The organism is Rhizobium sp. RSm-3, assembly GCF_001854685.1.
Taxonomy (GTDB): Bacteria; Pseudomonadota; Alphaproteobacteria; order Rhizobiales; family Rhizobiaceae; genus Rhizobium; species Rhizobium ecuadorense.
Map to the genome: position 1 here is coordinate 1 of NZ_MAWZ01000033.1, position 23,068 is coordinate 23,068.

Consider the following 23,068-nt stretch of genomic DNA (forward strand, 5'->3'; position numbering starts at 1 on the left):
TTGGCTCGAACCATAGAGACAATCAAACCAAACGAATGCGCAAACTACATCCGAAACGCAGGATATGGGTCAACCTAAATGCAAAACGGTCTAGCGGCTGGAGAGGCCGACACAGAGAATTGAGCTGAGGGATCTGCCAATTGCGCGTCAAGCAGCATGGCAAAGTCTCAGCTTCTCATCGGTTCCCTGCCGCGCGACAGAGAATCCGCCAGCCAGCAGCCAGCGGGTTCGGGCCTCCCATAAGAGGCCAGCCTTGCTGGCCCCTTATCTCCTGTCAGATATCGCTTGCAGCGCTCGACCAGAGGTCGGCCGCCTCGGCTGCCGTCATGCGGCGCACCTCGGCTTCGTGGCTGCGGCTGGCGAAGAGTTCGCTGGCCATGATCTGCTCGGCAAGATCGGCCGGAAGCGAGAGGATGACGCGGCCTTCGCCATTGTGCAGGCCGCCGAGTTCGGTGCGCTTGCCCGTCACCATGCCGCCGGCGACCGTGTTGTTGGTCTCCGGGTCGATCAGGATGAAGGAGCCGGACAGCCGGTTCTGCTCATAGGGGTCGAAGATTGCCGCTTCGTCGAAGACGAGCCGGACTTTGCCGATGGCGTTCATGTAGAGCCGCTGGGCGGCAGTCCATGTGCCGGTCTTCAGCTCGAGCTGGCTGAGCGGCTGCACCTGGACACGCTGGCGGCGCGAACCGCTTTTCAGCCAGTAGCGTTTGCCGGGTTCGATGCCCTCGGGCTGCAGTGCGACGATCTGCGCGTCGAAGGCAAGGCCGACCTGCGGCTGGGCGTCGATCGAGACGATCATGTCGCCGCGCGCCACATCGACCTGGCGGTCGAGCACCAGCGTGATCGCATCGCCGGCGACCGCCGCATTGCGGACCAGATCGAAGGTGACGATCTTGGAGACATTGGCGACCATGCCGGACGGCAGGATCATGACGCTGTCACCCGGCTTGACCGAGCCGCCGGCAACCGTGCCCTGATAGCCGCGGAAGCTTTCGCCCGGACGCGAGACGCGCTGCACCGAAAGCCGGAAGCCGACCGTCTGCGACGAGCGCACGGTCGCAAGCTCCAGCGTCTCCACCAGCGTCGGGCCGGTGTACCAGGGCATGGCGGCCTGGCCGGAATAGACGACGTTTTCGCCCTTCAGCGCCGACATCGGAATGGCGGTGATCTGCTTGACGCCGAGCGACAGCGCAAATTCCCGGAATTCATGGGTAATCTTGTCGAAACCGGCGCGGTCATAGCCCGTCAGATCGATCTTGTTGACGGCAAGCACGAACTGCTTGATCCCGAGCAGCGAGGCGATCGTCGCGTGACGGCGCGTCTGTTCGAGAATGCCGAAACGCGCATCGACGAGCAGGATGGCGAGATCGGCGGTCGAGGCGCCGGTCGCCATGTTGCGGGTATATTGCTCGTGGCCGGGCGTGTCGGCAACGATGAAGGAGCGCTTGTCGGTCGAGAAATAGCGATAGGCGACATCGATGGTGATGCCCTGTTCGCGCTCGGCCTGCAGGCCGTCGAGCAGCAGCGCGAAGTCGGGCAGGCCGAGATCGTTCTGCTTGCCGGTGGAATCGCGCTGCAGCGTGGCGGCCTGGTCTTCCTTGACCGCCTTGGTGTCCCAGAGCAGGCGGCCGATCAGGGTCGACTTGCCGTCATCGACGCTGCCGCAGGTGATCAGCCGCAGCGGGCGAGAGTCGCGCTGGGCCCTCTGCGGCTCGGCCGCGGGCAGGCTGACGGCGGTGGCCGAGACGGCGGTGTTGGCTGCGGTCATCTCAGAAATATCCTTCACGCTTTTTCTTTTCCATGGAGCCGGACTGGTCGCGGTCGATGGCGCGGCCCTGGCGTTCGGACACCGTTGCAATTTCGAGTTCGGCAATCACCTCTTCCAGCGTGGTCGCCTGTGAGCGGATGGCGCCGGTCAGCGGGAAGTCGCCGAGGGTGCGGAAGCGAATCATGCCTTCCTGACGGACTTCGCCGGGCAGCAGTTCCAGGCGCGGATCCTCGGCCAGGATCATCATGCCGTCGCGCTCCACGAACGGCCGCTTCTTGGCGTAATAGAGCGGCACTAGCGGAATGTCCTCGGCCTGGATGTAGCGCCAGATATCGACTTCGGTCCAGTTCGACAGCGGGAAGGCGCGCACACTTTCGCCCTTGCGGATCATGCCGTTATAGACGTTCCAAAGTTCCGGCCGCTGGTTGCGCGGATCCCAGCGGTGGTCGGGGGTGCGAAAGGAATAGATGCGTTCCTTGGCGCGGCTGGCTTCCTCGTCGCGCCGTGCGCCGCCGAAAGCGGCGTCGAACTGGCCCGCATCGAGCGCCTGGCGCAGCCCCTCGGTCTTCATGATGTCGGTGAAGGCGGCTGAACCATGGGTGAAGGGCGTGATGTTTTCGGCCGCACCGCGCGGATTGATGTGCTCGATCAGGTCGAGATCGTACTTCTTCGCGGTCTCATCGCGGAAGGCGATCATCTCGCGGAATTTCCAGCCGGTGTTCACATGCAGCAGCGGGAAGGGCACGCGGCCGGGATAGAAGGCCTTGCGCGCCAGGTGCAGCAGCACCGACGAATCCTTGCCGATCGAATAGAGCATGACGGGACGCTCGAATTCGGCCGCAACCTCGCGGAAGATATGGATGGATTCGTTTTCCAGCGCCTTCAGATGCGGGTCGAGCGGCGCCTTGGCGCTCTGGGGATTGCTGAGTTCCGTATCCGGACGGCTATCGGGCATGTCTTACTCCAGACTGTCGATCCTTACGGCTGACCGCAAGGCAATTTCTTAAGCGTTAGCTTCCCCCAAGGCTGCGGCGATCGCCGCGCCCTGATCCGGTAGGCCGTGAAGTGGATTATTGTGCGGCGATCACTGAGGCCTCTTCGGCGACATGCAGGCCGCATTCGCGCGTTTCGTCCTGCTCCCACCACCAGCGGCCGGCGCGTTCCGGCTCGCCGGGCTTGATCGCCCGGGTGCAGGGCTCGCAGCCGATCGAGGGATAGCCGCGCTGATGCAACGGATTGACCGGCACGCCGTTCTCGGACACGAAGGCCTTGATCGCCTCGAGGTCCCAATCGGCGAGCGGATTGACCTTCAAGAGGTGCCGTTCGGCGTCATACTCGGCAAACGGCGTTTCGGCGCGATTGGCCGATTGGCCGCGGCGCAGGCCGGTGATCCAGATCGTCGCACCTTCGAGTGCGCGCGCAAGCGGCTTCAGCTTGCGCACGCCACAACAGGCATGTCGTGCTTCGACGCTCTCGTAGAAACCGTTGAGGCCGTATTGCGCCGCATAGGCGTCGATATCGGCCTTCTCGGGCTCGTAGCGTTGGATATGGATGTCGTACTGGCTTTCCGTCTCTTCGATCAGCGACAGCGTCTCGGCAAACAGCCGGCCGGTCTGCAGCGTCGCGACGTCGATCGGCAGGCGATGCGTGCCGATCTCGGCTGATATCACCTGGTCTTCGATGCCGAGCGAGGTGGTGAACACCACGCGGCCGCCAAACCCGGAGACCAGCGACAGACGCCCGGCCAGGTCGAGGCCTGCCAGCCTGTCGTTCAGCGCCTCGGCTTGCGCAATCGGCCCTTCTTCCGCAATCCTATTGATAACAGTCATGAGAATCCTGTCCTTTGTTGACGGGAGTATCGCAGTTCAATCCTGGATCGGACAGAAAAAGGGATTTCGAAAGCTGCGGCCGGAGGAGCAAATATCTCTCCGAAGCTGCCGCAATGCAAAAAAACAGCCGCCCGAGGATCAAAATCCCCGCGAACAGCTGGTATGTCTATAAAAATAGTAGAGTTACACGCGGCCTGTCAATCCGAAATCTGAAGTGATGCCGAAAAAGGTGCGGAGAGAGCGGTTTAAGCGTAGATTGTGACAGCTTGGCCGAGAGGGAAAAACAAGGCCGAAAACGCTTGCTCCTCAAGGCTTTCTCCGGCGTGTTCAAATTCCGTTCATGCTGGTTGTGCCATAGAGGTGAAAGTACTTCCGTAGCGGCGCGGAGATTCGCGCCGCCTGTGTGTCGATGGTCTGAGATGATTACGCAAAAGGCGAAATATGCGCTGCGGGCGCTGACGGTTCTGGCAGATGCGGATACCGACGAACCGGTGATGATTTCCGACATCGCCGCCCAGCAGAAGATCCCGAAGAAATTCCTCGAACAGATCCTGCTCGACCTGAAGCATCACGGCATCGTCGTCAGCCGCCGCGGCAAGCAGGGGGGCTATCTGTTGCTGAAGCCCGCCCACACCATCACCTTCGGCGAAATCCTGCGCATCATCGATGGCCCGATCGCCCCGCTGCCATGCCTGTCGATCACCGCCTACCGCAAATGCGACGATTGCGACGGCGAACAGAACTGCCAGATCCGCCACGTCTTCGCCAAGGTGGCCGACGCCACCCGCAAGGTGCTGTTCTCCACCACCATCGCCGACGCCGTCGGCCCGAGGCATGGCGCCGAAGTCACCCGCCTGCTCGCCTGACCGGCTGCTTTCCTGGGATCATCCCGCTCCCGCCCGCCGCGCCCTGATCGCTGCGGCGATGAAGACGCGCGAGAGGCCGTGGTAGAGCGGCTCGCGCGAGAGGAGCCGCGAGGTGATGTAGCCGATCATCGACACCGCCATGATCGGGATGACGGCCTGGTGATCGCCGGTCATTTCCAGAATGATGACGAAGGCCGTCATCGGCGCCTGCACCACGCCGGAGAAATAGCCGGCCATGCCGAGGATTGCCGCAAGCGCAATGCCGCTGCCCATCAGCTGGCCGACGGTGCTGCCGAAGCCGGCGCCGACGGCAAGCGAAGGCGCGAAGATGCCGCCCGGAATGCCTGAAATCATCGACAGGAAGCCGGCAACCAGCTTTTCCAGGAAGAAGATGAGGGGAAGGGGATTGCCTTCGACGGCCCCTTTCGCCTGATCGTAACCGGTGCCGAAGGTCGTGCCGCCCGAGAGCATGCCGATGATGGCGACGGCAAGGCCGCAGACGGCCGCCAGCAGGACCATCCGGCGCAGCGGCTGCGGCTGCGCGAAACGGCGGATATGCTGGCCGGCATGGAGCGCAAGGCCGCTGAAAGCAGCGCCAAGGGCGCCGCCGCCGATGCCGCAGACGAGCACCAGTTCCCAGTCGCGCAGCGAAGCCGGCGCAACGGATGTCGAGCCGAAATAATTATAACTGCCGGCAAGCCCGAGCGCGGCAAGGCCGGACAGGATGACGGCGGTCAGAACCAGGCCGTTGGCGCGCGATTCGTAGGTCCGGCTCATCTCCTCGATGGCAAAGACGATGCCGGCAAGCGGCGTGTTGAAGGCGGCAGCAATGCCGGCCGCCGAACCGGCGAGGATCAGGCCGCGGGCTTGCGCCATGCCGCCGAAGCGGGCAACGGCCAGCATGATCGATGCGCCCACCTGCACGGTCGGCCCTTCGCGGCCGATCGACGCGCCGCTGAGGAGGCCGAGCACGGTCAGCACGATCTTGCCGAAGACGAGCCGCAGCGACAGCAGGCGGGCGCGGTCTTCCGGGTCGCGCAGATGCCGGGCGGCGATCGCCTGGGGAATGCCGCTGCCTTGCGCGTTCGGGAAAAACCGCGCCGCAAGATAGGCCGACAGCATGAAGCCGAGCGGCGTGATGACGAGCGGCAGCAGGAAGCCCCATTCGCCCGATGTGGTCAGGCCGGCAAAGGCGCGCTGGGCGAGATCGGCAAGCCTGGCAAAGCCGACGCTGATGATGCCGATCGCAAAGGCGCCGCACCAGAAGATCAGCCGCGGACGCCAGAGCGCGAGAGAACCCCAGAGAACACGGGATCGGCGAAGAAGTCGGGATTTGCGATAGAACACTGGCATGCCGGAACGGATGTTGGACAGGGGCAGGGCCTCTTCCTAAACCCGTTTGCAGGGAAAGGACCATCTCTTTCTTCAAGATTTGGTGAAATGCCTTTTTTCGCCGGTGCGGTGCTCCACCTGCCTGTCCATTGGGGTAGGGAGAACAACCATGTTTACACTTTCGACAAAGCATATGCTGGTCGCCGTCGGTCTGTCGGCTGCCCTTGCCACAGGCGCTGCCGCTCATCACGGCTGGTCCTGGGCCGAAGCGGACCAGATCGAGCTGCGCGGCACCATAGAGAAAATCTCGATGGGCGGGCCGCATCCGATCCTCGATGTCGCGACCGATGACGGCCTGTGGCGTGTCGAACTCGGCAATCCGCGCCAGACCGAACGCTCGGGCTTCGTCGAAGGCGTCGCAAAGCCAGGCGATCAGGTGACGGCACTCGGAAACCGGTCGCAGGATCCGCAGGAGAAGCGGATGAAGGCGGTGCGCATCACCATCGGCGAGAAGCGCTACGATATCTATCCGGATCGCATCCGGACGAACTGACTGAGGGCGAGCCGAGCTGTGATCGACATTCTCGAATGGCTGTCGGCCACCGCGCCCGCGGTCGCGCTTCGGCGTTCCGCAACACTCTACATGTTCGTCAATACAGGCCATATCCTGGCGATCGGCCTGCTCGTCGGCGCCATTCTGCCGCTCGATCTGAGGCTCGCCGGCTTCTTCCGCAAGGTGCCGGTGGAGATCATCGCGCCGTTTCTCTCCCGCTCCGCGGCCGTCGGTCTGGCCGCGGCCATTCTCACCGGCTTCTGCCTCTTCAGTGTGAGGGCGGTCGAATATGCCGCCAACCCCGCCTTCCTCGCCAAGCTCTGCCTGATCGGGCTCGGCCTGCTCAACCTGCTGGCGGTTCATCTCGGGCGTGGCTGGAAGACGCTGGTTTCAACGGGAATCGTCCGACCCGGCCTGCGCCTCGCCGCCGCCCTGTCGGCCGCAACCTGGATCGCCGCCGTGGTTGCTGGGCGGTGGATCGGGTTTCTCTGAGATCGAACAAAACCTGGGCTATAGCAACAGTGCTGAATTCCAGAACATCCCCGCGACAGGCGACGGCAGCTCTCTCCAGCCATCACCGATCGCTGACCGCCGCCCTTGGATTGACCCACGGCTCCTGGTTCGAGCGCGCCAGCGGCTGTTTGCCGAGGATGTGGTCGGCGGCCTTTTCGCCGGTCATGATCGACGGGCCGTTGAGGTTGCCGTAGGTGACATGCGGGAAGATCGAGCTGTCGGCGACGCGCAGGGCCTCGACGCCGATCACCCGGGTCTGTGGATCGACCACCGCCATCGGATCGTCCTTGGCGCCCATCTTGCAGGTGCCGCAGGGGTGATAGGCGCTTTCCAGATGCTCGCGCAGGAAGGCGTCGATCTCTTCGTCGCTCTGCACGCTCTCTCCGGGCTGGATCTCCGCCCCGCGATAATGGTCGAAGGCCGCTTGCCCGAAGAGTTCGCGTGTCAGGCGCACGCAGTGGCGGAATTTCTCCCAGTCCTCGGCATGGCTCATATAGTTGAAGCGCAGCACCGGGTCGGCCTTGGGATCGGCCGAACGCAGCGTCACGCTGCCGCGCGATTTCGACAGGTTGTAGCCGACATGCACCTGGAAGCCGTGGCTTTTGGCCGCCGCCTTGCCGTCATAGCTGATCGCCACCGGCAGGAAATGGTACTGGATGTCGGGCTGCTTCAGTCCCGGCGCGGAGCGCAGGAAGGCGCAGGCCTCGAACTGGTTCGACGCGCCGAGCCCGCCCTTGGAGAGCAGCCATTGCGCCCCGGCCACCCCCTGCCAGAACCACGGCAGCCAGGAATAGAGCGACACCGGCTTGGTGCTCACCTGCTGGAAGTAGAATTCCATATGGTCCTGCAGGTTGGCGCCGACACCCGGCCGGTCGGCCTTCACCGCGATGCCCATCTCCTTGAGATGCGCAGCCGGTCCGATGCCCGACAGCATCAAGAGCTTCGGCGAATTGAAGGAAGAGGCCGAGACGATCACCTCGCGATTGGCCTTGACGACCTCGATCCTGCCGCCGCGTTCGATTTCGACGCCCGTCGCCCGGCCGTTCTCGATTATCACCTTGCGCGCGAAACCGTAGACGATCTCGACATTCTTCCGCTTCAGCGCCGGTTTCAGATAGGCGTTGGCGGCAGACCAGCGGCGGCCGGAAAAGATGGTCTGCTCCATCAGCCCGAAGCCTTCCTGCTTGCTGCCGTTATAATCCTCCGTCGTCTCGAAGCCCGCCTGTTTGCCGGCCTCGACGAAGGCGCGAAACAGCGGATTGGTGAAGCCGCCGCGCTGGACATGCAGCGGCCCGTCGGTGCCGCGCCAGCCCTCCTCGCCGCCATGCGAATGCTCCATCCGCTTGAAATAGGGGAGAACGTCGGCATAGGCCCAGCCGCTGGCGCCGAGTTCCTCCCAGCGATTGAAATCCTCAGCATGGCCGCGCACATAGACCATGCCGTTGATCGAGGAGGAGCCGCCGATCACCTTGCCGCGCGGCGCGGTGATGCGCCGGTTGTTGAGATTGGGCTCCGGTTCGGAAAGATAACCCCAATTGTAGCGCTTCATGCTCATCGGCCAGGCAAGCGCTGCCGGCATCTGGATGAACGGGCCGAAATCGCTGCCGCCCGCCTCGATGACGATGACGGTATTCTTGCCGTCTTCGGAGAGGCGATAGGCGAGGGCGGAGCCGGCGGAGCCCGAGCCGATGATGACGAAATCTGCTTGCATGGTTCTGTCTTTCTCGATTTGCCCTTCGGCCGGCTGTTTGTTCGCCGCGCCTGCCCCTCATCCGGCTGCCGCCACCTTCTCCCCGCTCGCGGGGAGAAGGGATATGCCGCACCGTTTCGGCATTCTTGACCGCCCCGTTTGCCACGTCCCCTCTCCCCGCGAGCGGGGAGAGGGTTAGGGTGAGGGGCCGCGTCTTGCGCCGTTCAATAAGGCGCTTGCACCGGCCCCATGCCGACGTAAACCGTCTTCAGCTCGGAATAATGCTCCAGCGCCGCCAGCGAATTCTCGCGGCCGAAGCCGGATTGTTTCGAGCCGCCGAAGGGGATCTCGACCGGGCAGAGATTATAGGTGTTGATCCAGAGCGTGCCGGCCTCCAGCCGATCGACGACGCGGTGGGCGCGGGTGAGGTCGGCGGTGAAGACGCCGCCAGACAGGCCGAATTCGCTGGCATTGGCGCGTGTGATGACTTCGTCTTCATCGTCGAAATCGAGCACCGACATGACAGGCCCGAAGATCTCCTCGCGGGCGATGGTCATATCGTCGGTGACATCGGCAAACACGGTCGGCTGCACATAATAGCCTTCGCCGGAGACATTGTTGGGAATGCCGCCGCCGGCAACAAGTGTCGCGCCCTCGGCTTTGCCCTTCTCGATGTAGGCGACCACCTTCTCGCGCTGCGCCCAGGAGACCATCGGGCCGACCTGCGTCGCCTCATCAAGCGGATCGCCGATCAGCATCGCTTCGGTGCGCGCCTTCAGCCGCTTCAGGAATTCGGCCTTGATCCCCTTCTGCACGAAGACGCGGGTGCCGTTCGAGCAGACCTGGCCGGTCGAATAGAAATTGCCGAGCATCGCTCCGCCGACCGCCGAATCGAGATCGGCGTCGTCGAAGACGATCAACGGCGACTTGCCGCCGAGCTCCATCGTCACGTGCTTCAGATTGCCGGCCGCCGCCGCCGCCACCCGGCGTCCGGTCGGCACCGATCCGGTCAGCGACACCTTGGCGACATCGGGATGGTTGACGAGCAGCGGCCCGGTATCGCGGTCGCCCTGGATGACGTTGAAGAGCCCCTTCGGCAGACCCGCCTCGTGCAGGATTTCGGCGATCTTCAGGGCGCCGAGCGGGGTGTTTTCCGAGGGCTTGAACACCATGGCATTGCCGCAGATGAGCGCCGGCGCACCCTTCCAGCAAGCGATCTGCTGCGGATAGTTCCAGGCGCCGATGCCGACGCAGACGCCGAGGGGGACACGCTTGGTATAGGCGAAATCCTGGCCGAGCGGGATATGCGATCCGTTGAGGCCGGCGGGTGCTACGCCGCCGAAGAATTCGAAGGCGTCGGCGCCCGAGGTCGGGTCGGCGACAACGGTCTCCTGGATCGGCTTGCCGGTATCGAGCGTTTCCAGTTCCGACAGCGCGCGGTTCCGCTCACGCATGATCTCGGCGGCGCGTTTGAGGATGCGCCCGCGCGCCATCGGGCTCATTGCCGCCCATTCCGGCTGGGCGCGTCTGGCCGCCGCAACCGCCTTCTCGACGATCGCGGGCGTTGCCGCATGCAGCCGGGCGATCACCTCGCCGGTCGCCGGATAGAGGCTCTCGATGACGGCGCCATCGCTATCCTCGACATATTCGCCGTCGATGAAGTGCGAGGCTTTCGGTTGGGCTTTCATGTCATTTATCCCTAGGTGGTGCGATATGGTTTTCCCTCTCCCCTGGGGGGTCCAAGGGACGGGAAGGGGAGGTGGCGGCCAGAAGCGCGTTCAGATAATCCTCCGTCAGCGCGATCGAGGCTTCGATGCCGATCGGCGCCGATTTCAGACTTTGCCTGATGTAGAGCCCGTCGATCATCGCCGCAGCGCCTTCGGCGATGCGTTCTGCGGCGTCGGCCGGCAGCAGCGCCTTGAGATCGGCAAGCAGGTTGGAGCGCAGCCGGCGGGCATAGACCACCAGGAAGCGCCGCGTCTCCTCCGAACGCTGCGCTTCGGCGTAAAAGGCAAGCCAGGCGGCAATCGTGTCGGGCGCGAACTGGTCGGCATGGAAGCTGACGCGGATGACGGCCGAAAGCCGTTCGCGCGGCGTCCGGGCGGCCTTCAGCGCCGCCACCGTATCACGGCGCAATTGCCTGAGAAGCGAGCGGATCGTCTCGATCAGCAACTGTTCCTTGCTGCCGAAATAGTGATGCGCAAGGGCTGGCGACACGCCGGCCTGGCGGGCGATGTCGGACATGGTGACACCAAGCGAGCCGTGATCGCCGATCACCCGCAGCGCCGCATCGACAAGCGCCTTGCGGCGCACTGGCTCCATTCCGACTTTGGGCAAAACGCCAACTCCCTGAAAACGGCACCATGTTATTTTTGATTGACTGATCAATCAATAAAAATCTTTCTCGATCTCGGATGCCGCCGCATCTTTTCCCGCGCCATCGCTGCAACATATTCGAACCTAACGGGGAGGTGCGTTATGACAGATGTTTTTGACGGAATGCCGACATCTCAGCTGCAGTCGAAATGGATCTGGTTCATCGGTCTCGGCGTCCTGCTTTTTGTCTGCGGCCTGATCGCCCTCGGCAACCTGATGCTCGCCACCGTCGTCTCGGTCTATTATATCGGCATGCTCATGCTGTTTGGCGGCGTCATCTATCTCGTCCACGCCTTCCAGGTGCGCGGTTGGGATCATGTGCTGTTCTGGGCGCTGAGCGGCCTGCTTTACGTGCTCGCCGGCATCTCAGCCTTCGTCAATCCGATCCTGACCTCGGCGGCGCTGACGCTGTTTCTGTCGCTGGCGCTCGTCATTGCCGGCGTCTTCCGCACCTGGGTCGGAAGGAAGATGAAGCCGGCCAAAGGCTGGGGCTGGATCGTCGCCAGCGGTGTCGTCACCGCTCTTGCCGGCTTCGTCATCGCGCTCGGCTGGCCAGTCAATAGCCTCTGGGTCCTCGGCCTGTTCCTGGCCGCCGATCTCATCATCCAGGGCTCGACCATGATCGCCTTCGGCCTCGGCATCCGCAGTTGACGCCTTTTTGATACGCCTATTTTGACAAGGGCATGACAGGGGATTAGACTTAAGGTGTATGGACCGCTCGCCAAAAGCGGGTGGTCCTGTGTACGATCGCCGCAAATGGTCATGCGTCCCCCAAAGGCAGGGTTCTGCCTGAATAAAAAAGGGAGGAAGTTCATGCCGATGGTCACCGTTTCCATCTCTCCGCAACAGGCAGCGGGCATCCGCGCCGCCGTCGATAATGGCGGTTATGCCTCGAGCAGCGAGGTTGTCCGCGAGGCGTTGCGCCTCTGGGATAGCGCCCGCAAGCTCAACGAATTCCGCGACGATGTCCTCGACGACGAGGGCACGCCATCCGGCGGCAGATGCGTCGCCGACATGTTCGCCGATCATGAGGCACAGCGCCGTCGTTCGGCTTGACTAAGCGCCTGATTGTATTTTAGAATTCGGATAAACGCGGAGCGCGTGGCGACGGCCTGCGTCTTTCACAAAACTTTCATATTGGCGAAAGGGTTCATTGATCCTTCCGCGGCACGTTCCGGATGAAAAGGAACACGTCGCAGTGGAGATCAGCCACATGAAGAGCGGGACTTCCCTGGCGGCCACCATCGAGCCCGGCGTCCTGCGCCGCTATGCCAGCGATCAGATCGTCACGCTTGCCAAGCTCGTGGTCGAGAATGCCTTCCAGCCGATCGTCGAGGCCGGAACCGGCACGGTTTTCGGTTACGAATCCCTGATGCGCGGCCAGGAGCGCATCGGTTACGACACGCCGGTCGACATTCTCGACGAGGCCCATCAGGCCGGCCAACTGCTGCCGTTCGAGCAGATGCTCGCCAGCCGCGCGCTCGCCAAATTTGCGACGCTGTCGAATTTCTCCACCTCGACACTGTTCCTTAATCTCGATGTTCGGCTGATCCCGCATGGCGAACGCCTCGTCGAGAACCTGCTGCAGCACTTGCGGAAGGCCAATATTCCGCCGTCCTCCGTCTGCTTCGAATTCTCCGAACGCTTCGACAATACCAGCGTGCCGGAATTTGCGGCCCTTGTTTCGAAGCTGCGCAAGGCCGGTTTCAAGCTGGCGATCGATGATTTCGGCGTCGGTCACGGCGAGATGAAGCTGCTTTGCGATCATTCTGTCGATTATCTGAAGATCGACCGCCATTTCGTTGCCGAGATCGACCGCAGCCCGCGCAAACGCCATCTCTTGAAGAGCATCGTCAACATCGCTCATGTGCTCGGCACCCGCGTCATTGCCGAAGGCATCGAGACCGAGGCTGAATTCATCGCCTGCCGCGAATATGGCGTCGACCTCGTCCAGGGATGGTTCATCTCCCGCCCGACGACGCACATGTCGGAACTGGCGCCGTCGTTCCCGCATCTGCAGGAACTCGGAAAGACCAAGCGCGGCAGCCAGTCGCTCGACGAGATCCTTATCCGCAAGCAGATCGAACTCCTGCCGGCGGTGCACGAGAGCGACAGCATCGACAGCGTCTTCGAACTCTTCCGCCGCAACCCGCGCCAGGCCTTCTTTCCTGTGCTCAACGCCAATAGCGAGCCGCGCGGCATCATTCACGAGCAGCATCTCAAGGAGTACATCTATCAGCCCTTCGGCCGCGATCTCCTGAAGAACAAGATGTATGAGCGCAGCATCTCGCATTTCGTCGAGATGGCGCCGATCGTCGGCCTCGACAGCGACGCCGAGCATTTGATGGCGATCTTCGCCAATATGGAGGGCAGCAACTGCCTGATCCTGACCGACAATATGCGCTATGCCGGCGTCGTCTCCGCCGCCTCGCTGATCAAGGTGATCAACGAGAAGCAGCTGAAAACGGCCCAGGACCAGAACCCGCTGACCGGCCTGCCTGGTAATCGCGCCATCCGCGATTTCATGCGCCAGTCCGGCCGCGACGGCGATGAGGTTCGCCACTTCTGCTATTGCGATTTCGACAATTTCAAGCCGTTCAACGATGCCTATGGCTTCCATCTCGGCGATCACGCGATCTCGCTGTTTGCCGCGCTGATGCGCCGCTATTTCTTCGCTGAGCGGCACTTTCTCGGCCATGTTGGCGGCGATGATTTCTTCATCGGCGCCGTCGGCTGGACGAAGGAGGAGCTGACCGAGATTCTCGACCGGCTGATCAGCGATTTCCACGACGATGTGCTCGATCTCTATTCCGACGAACATCGCGCCGCCGGCCGCATCCTCGGCCACGACCGCAACGGCGCCGAAGCCCTGTTTCCGCTGATGCGCTGCTCGATCGGCGTCATCGAACTGCCGGAAGGCCTTGTTATCGACGATATCAACCGGGTCAGTGCCGAGATCGCCGTCATCAAGTCGGCCGCCAAGGAGAGCGAGGAGGGTCTCGTCTTTCACTTGCTGGGCGAGGCGAATTGACGCCCTTGCTACTTCAAGCCTTTCCAAGCCCGCGGGGCTGACTTATTTCCTTGTTCCGATCAGGGAGGGTCGCGCCATGTCACTGCCTCGGGAAATGTCATTGCCCCAGGAAATGCGTTTCGTCGATCTGCCATCCTTCGGCGCACCGGAGGTGATGTCGATTGGCAAACGGGCGCTGCCTGTCCCAGGCGAAGGTCAGGTTCTGGTGCGCGCCGAGGCGATCGGCGTCAACCGCCCCGATGTCGCCCAGCGCCAGGGCAGCTATCCCGCGCCCAAGGATGCGAGCCCGATCCTCGGTCTGGAACTCTCTGGCGAAATCGTTGCGATTGGCCCTGGCGTCAGCGGCTACGGTGTCGGCGACAAGGTCTGCGGCCTGGCCAACGGCGGCGCCTATGCCGAATATTGCCTGCTGCCGGCAGGCCAGATTCTGCCCTTTCCCAAGGGCTATGACGCGGTGAAGGCTGCGGCCCTTCCCGAAACCTTCTTCACCGTCTGGGCCAATCTCTTCCAGATGGCCGGGCTGACGGAAGGCGAGACGGTGCTGATCCATGGCGGCACGAGCGGCATCGGCACGACGGCGATACAGCTCGCCCGCGCCTTCGGCGCCGAGGTCTATGCGACAGCAGGCTCGAGCGAGAAATGCGCGGCCTGCGAAAGGCTTGGCGCCAAGCGGGCGATCAATTACCGCAGCGAGGATTTCGCCGAGGTGATCAAGGCCGAGACCGGCCAGGGCGTCGATATCATCCTCGATATGATCGGCGCGGCCTATTTCGAGCGCAACCTCGCCTCGCTTGGAAAAGACGGCTGCCTGTCGATCATCGCCTTCCTCGGCGGCGCCGTTGCCGAAAAGGTCAATCTGTCGCCGATCATGGTCAAGCGCCTGACGGTGACCGGCTCCACCATGCGCCCGCGCACGGCGGAGGAAAAACGCGCCATCCGCGACGACCTGCTCTCCGAGGTCTGGCCGCTTCTGGAGGCCGGCACCATCGCCCCGGTCATCCACAAGGTCTTTGCCTTCGAAGAGGTCGTCGCAGCCCATCGGCTGATGGAAGACGGCAGCCATATCGGCAAGATCATGCTCGCCCTCTGAGGTCAGCTTCGGACCAGCATTCATGCGCAAGGTGAGGCCGATCTTGGCTGTCTGTGAGTCTCCGGGGTCGTTGAACAGTCGTCTGATCGAAACCCGGCCCCGAAACTGCGCATCTTGATGTGGTGTTGCTTGCGCGTTGTACGGTCCCTACGAGGAATACAATGGCCCTTTTCCACGCCTGCCCCATCTGCCGCAGCAGAATTCCGCATTTCGTACCGCTTCCGCGCTACTACATCGACAAGGCGGTCGAGCACGGCTTTCCCTATCGCGTCGATGAATTCGAGACGATCAACCATCAGGCCTATAGCTGCCCCAATTGTCATTCGACCGATCGCGACAGGCTCTTCGCGTTGTTCCTGACGCCGGTGTTCCAGCGCCTCGACCAGGCACAGGCCGTCCGCTTCCTGGACATTGCGCCGGGCCGCGCCTTGACCTTCTGGCTCAAGACCCACCCGCATGTCTTCTATCGCAGCTGCGACATGTATTTGCCCGAGGCAGACGACAAGGCTGATATCCACAACCTGCCCTACGCAGACGAGAGCTTTGACTTCGTGCTTTGCTCCCACGTGCTCGAGCATGTCGAGGATCCGGTGCGTGCCACCGCCGAAATCCGGCGGGTTCTCAAGCAAGACAGCGTCGCCATCCTGATGGCGCCGATCTGCCTGTCGATCGAGGACACCCATGAAGATCCCAACGTGACGACGCCGGAAGGCCGCTGGGCGCATTTCGGCCAGGATGACCACGTGCGTCTCTTCTCAAAGTCCGGGTTCATCGATGTGATCCGGCGCGCCGGTCTGGCTGTCCAGCAAATTCCGGTCACCGAATTCCTGACGCCCGACGTCTGCGATACCTATGGCATCGGCCGCAACTCCGTCCTCTATCTCGGGGTGAAGCAGCAGGCCGTCCAGCAGGAGCCGGAACCGGAGCGCAACGTCGCCTGAGGGCACGGCTAATGCATGTTGCCGGAAGTGTGCAGTCGTTCCGGGATAACGACATGCATAAAACAATGAGCTAGCGCGCTGCATGAATCAGGTTCGATGCGGCGCGCTTTGGTTTCTGGGTTCAAACGTGAAAGGCGCCCCCGAACCGAGGCGCCTTTTTTAATTTCGGCCGTCTCTCAGCGTAATTGCTGCCGCAATTGCGACGATGCTAGGCAGCGCCATCGCGGCATAGAGCCAGTAGGCCGCCGAGATGCTGCCGGCAACGCCGCCCGGATCGACGAGGCCGGCGCCATTGGCGATGAGGCCGGCGAAGGCCGCGCCGAAAGCGCCGCCGAGCGAACTCATCGTTGGGATCGCCGCGGACGCCTTGTCCTGCTCGTTGCCGGCGACGAGCGTCAGGACCATGGCGACGAGATGCGCCCAGCCGAGCCCGACGCCGAAGCCCATCATGAACATGGCCGTAGCCGCCGGCACGATGAAGATCATATGCGCCTGCGGATTGTCGCGCGCGAGAAAAACCGCCAGCGAAAGGGTCGCTGCCGCCTCGATCAGCGCCCCGGCGACGATCGCCGCCCGCGCGCGGCGGCCGGTCAGCGAGCCGCTGAGGAAGGCCGAAAACGTCCAGCCGAGGGCGACGAGCGCCACCAGATAACCTGAGACAAGCGGTGTCACCCCGTGCAGCACCTGCAGGAAATAGGGAATGAAGACATCGCTGACGAGCACGACGGTCATCGCAAGCATGATCAGGTACACCCGTGCAATCGGCCGGGAAAGGCTGACCGCGCCGGAGGGCAGCAGCCGGTTCGGGCTTCGGCTCTCGATGATAAGCATGCCGCCGACCGCGGTGATCGAGGCCGCGATCAAAGCGATTTTCGCGGCCGTCGTCTCGATGGTGCCGGCGGTGCTGACCATCAGCACGGCGCCGAGCAGCAGCCCGATCTGGGCAATTGGCGTTTTCGCCTGCTCGCGGTCGTCCTCGACTTCCGGCAGCAGCCGCGGCGCCAGCACCGCCATCGCCAGGCCGAGCGGCACCAGTACGATGAAGGCGTAGCGCCAGTTGCTGCCGGAGGAGAAGAAGCCGCCAAGCGTCGGCCCGATGACGGTCGCCACACCCCAGATCGCCGCATAGAGCGTCGTCGCCTTCGTCCATAACGGCTCGGGATAGACGAAGCGGATGAAGGCATAACCAAGCGCTGCCAGCGCCCCGGTGCCGAGACCCTGCACCGAGCGTCCGACCAGCACCACGGGCATCGACGGCGCGGCTGCGGCAATCAGGCTGCCCACGCCGAAGACCAGCGCGGCGATCACATAGACGGCGCGAAGCCCGATCCCCCGCGGCCGCATGGCGACGAAGATCGAGCCGAGCACGGCGGCGGCGACGAACAGGCTGGTTACCCAGGAAAACAGCGCGAGCCCGCCGATGTCGCGCACGATCGAAGGCGCGATCGTCGCCATGATGTAAGTCTCCACCGCATAAAGCGTCACGCCGCCGGCAAGGATCAACGTTGCCGGCAGATGCTCGGGCAGGAAGAGGCGGAGGAGGGAGCTGGCGCTGGGAACGGTTGTGGTCTGGTCGATATCCGACATGGGACAATCTCGATGTTTTTGCTGGCGAAGGATTATTTTCCAAGTTATAAGTTGGAAATTACATGTCGCCTCGATTAAAACAAGACATGACTTGGAAAAATATGCGCCAGTCGCCCGCCAACCGCATCCTGATCCTGATAAAGACCGACGGACCGCAGCTCGGCGCCGCGATTGGCGATGCGCTCGGCATTTCGGGCGAGGCCGCCCGCCAGCAGCTCGCCAAGCTGGCGGAGCAGGGGCTGGTCGAGCCGGTCACCGTCGGGACCACGGGCAGGGGCCGACCGCGTCAGCTCTGGCACCTGACTGCCGCGGGCAACCGGCAATTCCCGGACGGCCACGCCGAACTGACGGCAAACCTGCTCGTCACGCTCACCGAACAGCTTGGACCCACAGCCCTTGACACCGTCATCTCCGCCCGCGAGGCCGAGACGCTGCAGCGTTATCGGCAGGAACTGCAAAATGCCGGCGACCTTGCCGCGCGTGTCGCAGGCCTTGCCGCCATCCGCACCCGCGAGGGCTATATGGCCGATCACTGGCAGGAGGCGGACGGCTCCTTCATGCTGGTTGAAAACCACTGCCCGATCTGCGCAGCCGCTTCCGCCTGCGCCGGCTTCTGCCGCTCCGAACTCGAAACCTTCCGCGCCGCCCTCGGCGCCGACGTCGAGCGCAGCGAACACATCCTCTTGGGCGCCCGCCGCTGCGCCTATCGCATCACGCCGCGTTGACCGATACCGCTCACAAGCAGCTCGTGCTTCAGGCTGGCTGCCGCGCCTGCCGCCTGGCGCTTTCGAGATAAAGCAAGACTCCGATCGACACCAAGCCAGCAGCGGCGCCGACGAAGGCGGTGCCGGAATAGTCGCTGATCGATGTGCCGAAGGCGAAAAGCCCGGCGGCGATGCCGGTGCCGATGAAGGTGTTGAGCGAAATCAGCGACGTTCCGAGCCCCGGCCGGTCTGCGATGAGGTCCTGGAGATACGTGATCGGCACGCTGAGGATCGCCGCCGCCCCGCAGGCGTTGAGGAGGAGCAGCGCATAGATGTGCCAGGGTGCCGAGGCAAATCCGAGCAGCAGCAGATAGCCGCAATAGATCAGCGCGCCGAAGGCGAGCACATGCACGGTGCGGAACCACCGCTGCGCCATGCCCCACATCACCATGAACGGCATTTCGAGAAAGGCCGTCAGCCCGGCGATGAAGCCGACATCGACCACGCTTCCATCGGCCGCATGGGTGATGATCAGCGGCAGGAGCATGCTGTTTAACCGCTGCAGCCCGAACAGCAGCGCCATGACGATGACACGGACCAAGACATAGGGCATGAAGATCCGCTTCAGCGACGCCAGGAACCTGGGCTGATCGGGGGAGGGACCGGCCGTGCCGTTTCCGGGCGCGAAGAAGAAATACAGGCAGAAACAGGTGCAGCTTGCCAGGGCCGCGATCCCATAGGCCGGCGTCATCGACGGCGAATTGACGAGGTAGAGGCCGATCATCCCCGGCGCCAACGCCCAGGAGCCGGAAAACAGCGCTCGCACTGTTGCCGTGATTCCCGCCGCCTGGCCGCGATCCATCTGGTTGGTCCTGGCGCGCAGGCTGGCAAACAGCAGCGAGTAGGTGGAGTTGCTCATCGGCACCAGCAACAGCGTCGAGACGATGAAGACGGCAGGGCTGTGAAAGATCGCGATCGACCCGAAGCCGAGCATGCCGGCGACCGAAAGCCCCAGCACCAGCGGCCGCCGCTCTTTCAACCTGTCGGACCAGATGCCGAGCGTCAGGCTGGTGGTGACGTTGACGATCGCCGAGAAGAAGATCAGCGCCGAATAGGTGCCGTTGCTCAAGCCCAGTTCGTTGATCCCGATGATCGACTGATAGGGCGCGGTCGAGGCGTAGGTAAAGGCGAGCGCGACGAGCGTCACGGCCGGAATGCGGATCCGCTTATCGCGCAGGATCAAGGAAAAGGTGGGTGACATGGGGCGGTTCCTGATGCACCACCTGTAGCCGCATCTGACGCATCAGAGAAACGATAGTTTTCGATCGATTCGGTCAATTCCTGTGATGGATGTTTGCTTCAGATTTGCGCTGTCAAACTGGAGAGCCAGAAGTCGATTTGCCCGAAGGGAAGAATGTTTCCCAGGAAACCGACCAGAACTGAGGTAATGGACATCAAGGCCAACCCCAGAAGTGCTCCAAGGATGATTCCAACGCTTGTCCTTTTGGGCCAGCGCGCCAACCAGCACGCCAGGCTGAGAGAGGCGACCGTGAAAAATACCCACAATATGGACTCTGAAATGGATAGGCCTGATTGCAAAACGATTCCTGCGAATGCGAACTGGGTTGCAGGATATCGTCTGAAGGCATCCAACTTCAAGGCCGGTCTGAGCGCGGCAGGGGACGCAACTAATCTCCCATTACGCCATCTGTCGCGGTACTTGCTCCAGAAACCCACCCCACCCTGCGTCCTCCTCGGGCTTGACCCGTGGATCCACGCCGTCTCCATCAACTGCCACCATGGTCCCAGGCTCAAGGTCTGGGATGACGGAGACTGGCGGTGTGTTTCCGCCAAACCCGCCGTCCGCGCACGCCGTTGCGACACTCCGGCAAAGCCTAAACCCCGTTGGCTTTCGCGCCCTGACACGCTATGCCTGCCGCATCCCGCCAGCACCAGGATGAGAGCCCATGACCAATCCCGTCACCGTTGAAGTTACCCGTGGCCTGCTCGTCGAAAGCCGCCATCGTGGCGCGGTGGCGGTCGTCGACGGCGACGGCAAGCTCGTTTTCTCGCTCGGCGACATCGACGCCGCCGTTTTCCCGCGTTCGGCCTGCAAGGCGATGCAGGCGCTGCCGCTGATCGAAAGCGGTGCGGCCGACGCCTATGGTTTCGGTGATAAGGAGCTGGCGCTCGCCTGCGCTTCGCATAATGGCGAGGACGAGCATGTGGCGCTTGCCGCTTCGATGCTGGCGCGCGCCGGCCGGAATGCCGAAGCGCTGGAATGCGGCGCCCATTGGTCGATGAACCAGAAGGTCCTGATCCAGCAGGCCCGCGCGCTGGAGGCGCCGACCGCGCTGCACAACAATTGCTCGGGAAAACACGCCGGCTTCATCTGCGCCTGCTGCCATCAGGATATCGATCCGAAGGGCTATGTCGGCTATCAGCACCCGCTGCAGGTCGAAATCCGCGCGGTGCTGGAAAGCCTGACCGGCGCCGTGCTCGGCGCCGAGAGCTGCGGCACCGACGGCTGCTCGATCCCGACCTATGCCGTGCCGCTCAGGAGCCTTGCCCACGGTTTTGCCAAAATGGCGACCGGCGTCGGTCTGGAGCCGTTGCGCGCCAAGGCATCCCGCCGGCTGATCGAGGCCTGCATGGCCGAACCCTTCTATGTCGCCGGCTCCGGCCGCGCCTGCACGAAACTGATGCAGATTGCTCCGGGCCGCATCTTCGTCAAAACCGGCGCCGAGGGCGTCTTCTGCGCCGCGATCCCGGAAAAGGGCATCGCCATCGCGCTGAAATGCGAGGATGGCGCCACCCGCGCCGCCGAAGGCATGGTGGCCGCCACACTCGCCCGCTTCTTCGAAACGGAAGACGAGGTGCACGCCGCCCTGACGGCCTTTGCCGCAACCTCGATGCGCAATTGGAACGGCATCCATGTCGGCGATATCAGGGGCACGTCGGTTCTGGCTGAGTGATCACGCCGTGGCGATCGCGACGTTGAGGTCGCGATAAGGTTTCAGCCGCTCGGCCGGCATTTCCGCCGGCACGATCAATCCCGCCACCTCGGAAATTCCAAGCACCGGGCAGGGCGAGACGAGATCGAACTTCTCCTGCGTCAGCAGCACATGGGTTTCGGCCGAACAGCGGGCGATATGCCGTTTGATCGCCGCTTCCTCGAAATCGCCGGTGGAAAGCCCGTGCACCGGATGCGCCGCCGTGACGCCGAGGAAGAACAGGTCGGGACGCAGCTGCGAGATCGCCGCTGCCGCCGCCGCGCCCGTCGCCACCATCGAATGTTTGTAGAGCCGCCCGCCGACCAGGATCACCTCGGCCGTCGGGTGGTGCTCGAGTTCGGCGGCGATCGTCGGGCTATGGGTCGCAACCGTCAGCGGCATGTCGCGTGGCAAGCGCCGGGCGACCTCCGCCGTCGTCGTGCCGCCGTCGAGAAAGATCATCTGTCCCGGCTTGATCATCGCCGCCGCAGCAGCCCCCAGCCGTGCCTTGATCTCTGAGGAGACGCTGCGACGTGCGGTGAAATCGGGCAGATCGGGAGAAAGCGGCATCGCGCCGCCATGCACGCGTTTCAACAGCCCCTCCGCCGCCATTTCCCGGAGATCCCGGCGGATCGTGTCTTCCGATAGGGAAAAATCCTCGGCGACGCGCTTGGCGATCACTTGGCCGTCACGGCGCAATATGTCGAGGATGAGGGTTTTACGTTGTGACGTCAGCATGGGCTCTCTGCACGAAGTTAAACATTTATGTCCAATATTGCACGAATAGACTCGACATTCAAGAAATATCGTGCATTTTCACGAAATCCCGTGCATGAAGCCGGGAATGCTCAGCGATGGAGTGGATGATGTTGATATTGATTGCCGGGCCTTACAGGTCGGGAACGGGCGACGACCCGGAAAAGATGGCTGCCAATCTGAAGCGGCTAGAGCAGCCCTCGCACGCGCTGTTTGCGGCCGGCCACGTGCCGATGATCGGCGAATGGGTGGCCCTGCCGATCTGGCACGCCGCCGGCGGCAGATCGGTTGGCGATGCGCTATACGAAGAGATCTTCCATCCGGTCGCCGGCCGGCTGCTGCAGCTCTGCGAGGGCGTGCTGCGCTTGGCCGGCGATTCCAAGGGGGCGGACAATGACGTGCGCATCGCCAGGGAACGCGGCATCCCGGTCTGGCACCGGCTGGAGGATGTGCCGGGCTGCGGGTGAGGGGTGGGTTTGTCCAATTGAACGACCGGGTTGATGGTCGACATTTTGGACCGGGCTGATACCTGACAGTTTTCATTCTGTCGTGTGTGCTGCTTTAGGAGCTGTGGACACTTATCTGAGCCATAGGATTGTTGCGGCCAGAGCGATCATRGCTTTGTAGTTTCGAACGGTTTTCTCATATCGTGTGGCGATGCGTCGAAACTGCTTGAGCTTCGAGAAGCAGCATTCGACGAGATARCGCTGAGCATARAGTTGCTTGTCGAGCGGATACTTCTTGGCACGCGAGGGGTTGTTCGGGATGACCGCTTGCGCGCCCTTGTCGGCAATGAGTTTGCGTAGCCGGTCGCTGTCGTAGGCCGTATCGGCCATGACGACCTCGGCTGGYAGGTCTTCGATCAGGAGATCGGCTTGCGGTGCATCGCCTTTCTGACCGGCGGTCAGAATGAAACGAACGGGACATCCAAGGCCACGCACGGCCATATGGATTTTGGTGCTCAAGCCGCCGCGSGAACGGCCAAGGGCCTGATCTTCAGCCCCTTTTTTGCGCCGGAGGCGTGCTGGTGGGCGCGAAT

Annotated in this window: 21 protein-coding genes and 1 pseudogene; 11 read left to right on the top strand and 11 right to left on the bottom strand. The window is 62.9% G+C overall.

What is annotated here, in order from left to right; all coding sequences use genetic code 11:
• Positions 1-274: 274 nt before the first annotated feature.
• From cysN to BBJ66_RS22680, 3 genes are all read right to left on the bottom strand, one after another.
• Positions 275-1,768, bottom strand: a complete 1,494-nt coding sequence (gene cysN / locus BBJ66_RS22670) for a sulfate adenylyltransferase subunit CysN (protein ID WP_071089956.1) — start codon at positions 1,766-1,768, stop codon at positions 275-277.
• Between the two features lies 1 nt (position 1,769).
• The gene (cysD, locus tag BBJ66_RS22675) at positions 1,770-2,723 is read right to left on the bottom strand and encodes a sulfate adenylyltransferase subunit CysD (protein ID WP_012556948.1); all 954 of its coding nucleotides are present in this window, start codon (positions 2,721-2,723) and stop codon (positions 1,770-1,772) included.
• A 115-nt stretch (positions 2,724-2,838) separates the two neighbouring features.
• The gene (locus tag BBJ66_RS22680) at positions 2,839-3,597 is read right to left on the bottom strand and encodes a phosphoadenylyl-sulfate reductase (RefSeq protein WP_071089959.1); all 759 of its coding nucleotides are present in this window, start codon (positions 3,595-3,597) and stop codon (positions 2,839-2,841) included.
• Between the two features lie 419 nt (positions 3,598-4,016).
• Here BBJ66_RS22680 and BBJ66_RS22685 point away from each other — a divergent pair, with 419 nt between their 5' ends.
• The gene (locus BBJ66_RS22685) at positions 4,017-4,463 is read left to right on the top strand and encodes an RrF2 family transcriptional regulator (protein WP_049734528.1); all 447 of its coding nucleotides are present in this window, start codon (positions 4,017-4,019) and stop codon (positions 4,461-4,463) included.
• Positions 4,464-4,481: 18 nt separating this feature from the next.
• Here the strand turns inward: BBJ66_RS22685 and BBJ66_RS22690 are convergent, their stop codons facing one another.
• On the bottom strand, positions 4,482-5,816 hold the full coding sequence (locus BBJ66_RS22690) for a chloride channel protein (RefSeq protein ID WP_071089962.1): 1,335 nt from the start codon (positions 5,814-5,816) through the stop codon (positions 4,482-4,484).
• A gap of 148 nt (positions 5,817-5,964) precedes the next feature.
• On the opposite strand from BBJ66_RS22690, the gene BBJ66_RS22695 reads away from it, so the two are divergent.
• Together BBJ66_RS22695 and BBJ66_RS22700 are read left to right on the top strand one after the other, a co-directional pair.
• Positions 5,965-6,348: a DUF6152 family protein gene (locus BBJ66_RS22695; protein ID WP_071089965.1), complete on the top strand. Its 384-nt coding sequence runs from the start codon at positions 5,965-5,967 to the stop codon at positions 6,346-6,348.
• Between the two features lie 18 nt (positions 6,349-6,366).
• Positions 6,367-6,840, top strand: coding sequence for a DUF6644 family protein (locus BBJ66_RS22700; RefSeq protein WP_071089968.1), 474 nt, complete (start codon positions 6,367-6,369; stop codon positions 6,838-6,840).
• 82 nt (positions 6,841-6,922) lie between these two features.
• Here the strand turns inward: BBJ66_RS22700 and betA are convergent, their stop codons facing one another.
• The 3 genes from betA to betI form a co-directional block, all read right to left on the bottom strand.
• The gene (betA, locus tag BBJ66_RS22705) at positions 6,923-8,572 is read right to left on the bottom strand and encodes a choline dehydrogenase (protein WP_071089971.1); all 1,650 of its coding nucleotides are present in this window, start codon (positions 8,570-8,572) and stop codon (positions 6,923-6,925) included.
• Positions 8,573-8,775: 203 nt separating this feature from the next.
• Positions 8,776-10,239, bottom strand: a complete 1,464-nt coding sequence (gene betB / locus BBJ66_RS22710; protein ID WP_071089974.1) for a betaine-aldehyde dehydrogenase — start codon at positions 10,237-10,239, stop codon at positions 8,776-8,778.
• A 1-nt stretch (position 10,240) separates the two neighbouring features.
• Positions 10,241-10,888, bottom strand: coding sequence for a transcriptional regulator BetI (gene betI / locus BBJ66_RS22715; RefSeq protein WP_244511736.1), 648 nt, complete (start codon positions 10,886-10,888; stop codon positions 10,241-10,243).
• A gap of 141 nt (positions 10,889-11,029) precedes the next feature.
• Here betI and BBJ66_RS22720 point away from each other — a divergent pair, with 141 nt between their 5' ends.
• The 5 genes from BBJ66_RS22720 to BBJ66_RS22740 all read left to right on the top strand — a co-directional run bounded on the left by BBJ66_RS22720 (position 11,030) and on the right by BBJ66_RS22740 (position 15,989).
• Positions 11,030-11,578, top strand: coding sequence for an HdeD family acid-resistance protein (locus BBJ66_RS22720; RefSeq protein WP_071089980.1), 549 nt, complete (start codon positions 11,030-11,032; stop codon positions 11,576-11,578).
• Positions 11,579-11,740: 162 nt separating this feature from the next.
• Positions 11,741-11,983: a ribbon-helix-helix domain-containing protein gene (locus BBJ66_RS22725; protein ID WP_071089983.1), complete on the top strand. Its 243-nt coding sequence runs from the start codon at positions 11,741-11,743 to the stop codon at positions 11,981-11,983.
• Positions 11,984-12,140: 157 nt separating this feature from the next.
• The gene (locus BBJ66_RS22730; protein WP_071089986.1) at positions 12,141-13,958 is read left to right on the top strand and encodes a GGDEF domain-containing protein; all 1,818 of its coding nucleotides are present in this window, start codon (positions 12,141-12,143) and stop codon (positions 13,956-13,958) included.
• Positions 13,959-14,052: 94 nt separating this feature from the next.
• The gene (locus BBJ66_RS22735) at positions 14,053-15,048 is read left to right on the top strand and encodes an NAD(P)H-quinone oxidoreductase (protein WP_071089989.1); all 996 of its coding nucleotides are present in this window, start codon (positions 14,053-14,055) and stop codon (positions 15,046-15,048) included.
• A 161-nt stretch (positions 15,049-15,209) separates the two neighbouring features.
• The gene (locus BBJ66_RS22740; RefSeq protein WP_071089992.1) at positions 15,210-15,989 is read left to right on the top strand and encodes a class I SAM-dependent methyltransferase; all 780 of its coding nucleotides are present in this window, start codon (positions 15,210-15,212) and stop codon (positions 15,987-15,989) included.
• A gap of 159 nt (positions 15,990-16,148) precedes the next feature.
• Here BBJ66_RS22740 and BBJ66_RS22745 read toward each other — a convergent pair whose 3' ends face one another.
• Positions 16,149-17,576, bottom strand: coding sequence for an MFS transporter (locus BBJ66_RS22745; protein ID WP_071089995.1), 1,428 nt, complete (start codon positions 17,574-17,576; stop codon positions 16,149-16,151).
• Between the two features lie 101 nt (positions 17,577-17,677).
• Here BBJ66_RS22745 and BBJ66_RS22750 point away from each other — a divergent pair, with 101 nt between their 5' ends.
• On the top strand, positions 17,678-18,301 hold the full coding sequence (locus BBJ66_RS22750) for a helix-turn-helix transcriptional regulator (protein ID WP_071089998.1): 624 nt from the start codon (positions 17,678-17,680) through the stop codon (positions 18,299-18,301).
• 28 nt (positions 18,302-18,329) lie between these two features.
• Here BBJ66_RS22750 and BBJ66_RS22755 read toward each other — a convergent pair whose 3' ends face one another.
• A complete protein-coding gene (locus BBJ66_RS22755; RefSeq protein ID WP_071090001.1) occupies positions 18,330-19,541 on the bottom strand; it encodes an MFS transporter in 1,212 nt (403 codons plus the stop codon).
• Positions 19,542-20,247: 706 nt separating this feature from the next.
• Here BBJ66_RS22755 and BBJ66_RS22765 point away from each other — a divergent pair.
• Positions 20,248-21,255 (top strand): asparaginase, encoded by a 1,008-nt coding sequence (locus tag BBJ66_RS22765; RefSeq protein ID WP_071090004.1) that lies wholly within the window; start codon positions 20,248-20,250, stop codon positions 21,253-21,255.
• Here the strand turns inward: BBJ66_RS22765 and BBJ66_RS22770 are convergent, their stop codons facing one another.
• Entirely contained in the window at positions 21,256-22,011 is a 756-nt protein-coding gene (locus BBJ66_RS22770) for a DeoR/GlpR family DNA-binding transcription regulator (RefSeq protein ID WP_071090007.1), read from the bottom strand. It abuts the gene before it with no gap.
• Between the two features lie 128 nt (positions 22,012-22,139).
• On the opposite strand from BBJ66_RS22770, the gene BBJ66_RS22775 reads away from it, so the two are divergent.
• The gene (locus BBJ66_RS22775; protein ID WP_071090013.1) at positions 22,140-22,496 is read left to right on the top strand and encodes a DUF4406 domain-containing protein; all 357 of its coding nucleotides are present in this window, start codon (positions 22,140-22,142) and stop codon (positions 22,494-22,496) included.
• Between the two features lie 111 nt (positions 22,497-22,607).
• Here BBJ66_RS22775 and BBJ66_RS22780 read toward each other — a convergent pair.
• A pseudogene (locus BBJ66_RS22780) lies at positions 22,608-23,068 on the bottom strand (IS5 family transposase); the annotation flags it as partial.

Coding starts and splice junctions, on each gene's coding strand:
- cysN (WP_071089956.1), bottom strand. CDS start 1,768: ATGACCGCAGCCAACACCGCCGTCTCGGCCACCGCCGTCAGCCTGCCC.
- cysD (WP_012556948.1), bottom strand. CDS start 2,723: ATGCCCGATAGCCGTCCGGATACGGAACTCAGCAATCCCCAGAGCGCC.
- BBJ66_RS22680 (WP_071089959.1), bottom strand. CDS start 3,597: ATGACTGTTATCAATAGGATTGCGGAAGAAGGGCCGATTGCGCAAGCC.
- BBJ66_RS22685 (WP_049734528.1), top strand. CDS start 4,017: ATGATTACGCAAAAGGCGAAATATGCGCTGCGGGCGCTGACGGTTCTG.
- BBJ66_RS22690 (WP_071089962.1), bottom strand. CDS start 5,816: ATGCCAGTGTTCTATCGCAAATCCCGACTTCTTCGCCGATCCCGTGTT.
- BBJ66_RS22695 (WP_071089965.1), top strand. CDS start 5,965: ATGTTTACACTTTCGACAAAGCATATGCTGGTCGCCGTCGGTCTGTCG.
- betA (WP_071089971.1), bottom strand. CDS start 8,572: ATGCAAGCAGATTTCGTCATCATCGGCTCGGGCTCCGCCGGCTCCGCC.
- betB (WP_071089974.1), bottom strand. CDS start 10,239: ATGAAAGCCCAACCGAAAGCCTCGCACTTCATCGACGGCGAATATGTC.
- BBJ66_RS22720 (WP_071089980.1), top strand. CDS start 11,030: ATGACAGATGTTTTTGACGGAATGCCGACATCTCAGCTGCAGTCGAAA.
- BBJ66_RS22725 (WP_071089983.1), top strand. CDS start 11,741: ATGCCGATGGTCACCGTTTCCATCTCTCCGCAACAGGCAGCGGGCATC.
- BBJ66_RS22730 (WP_071089986.1), top strand. CDS start 12,141: ATGAAGAGCGGGACTTCCCTGGCGGCCACCATCGAGCCCGGCGTCCTG.
- BBJ66_RS22735 (WP_071089989.1), top strand. CDS start 14,053: ATGTCATTGCCCCAGGAAATGCGTTTCGTCGATCTGCCATCCTTCGGC.
- BBJ66_RS22740 (WP_071089992.1), top strand. CDS start 15,210: ATGGCCCTTTTCCACGCCTGCCCCATCTGCCGCAGCAGAATTCCGCAT.
- BBJ66_RS22745 (WP_071089995.1), bottom strand. CDS start 17,576: ATGTCGGATATCGACCAGACCACAACCGTTCCCAGCGCCAGCTCCCTC.
- BBJ66_RS22750 (WP_071089998.1), top strand. CDS start 17,678: ATGCGCCAGTCGCCCGCCAACCGCATCCTGATCCTGATAAAGACCGAC.
- BBJ66_RS22755 (WP_071090001.1), bottom strand. CDS start 19,541: ATGTCACCCACCTTTTCCTTGATCCTGCGCGATAAGCGGATCCGCATT.
- BBJ66_RS22765 (WP_071090004.1), top strand. CDS start 20,248: ATGACCAATCCCGTCACCGTTGAAGTTACCCGTGGCCTGCTCGTCGAA.
- BBJ66_RS22770 (WP_071090007.1), bottom strand. CDS start 22,011: ATGCTGACGTCACAACGTAAAACCCTCATCCTCGACATATTGCGCCGT.
- BBJ66_RS22775 (WP_071090013.1), top strand. CDS start 22,140: ATGTTGATATTGATTGCCGGGCCTTACAGGTCGGGAACGGGCGACGAC.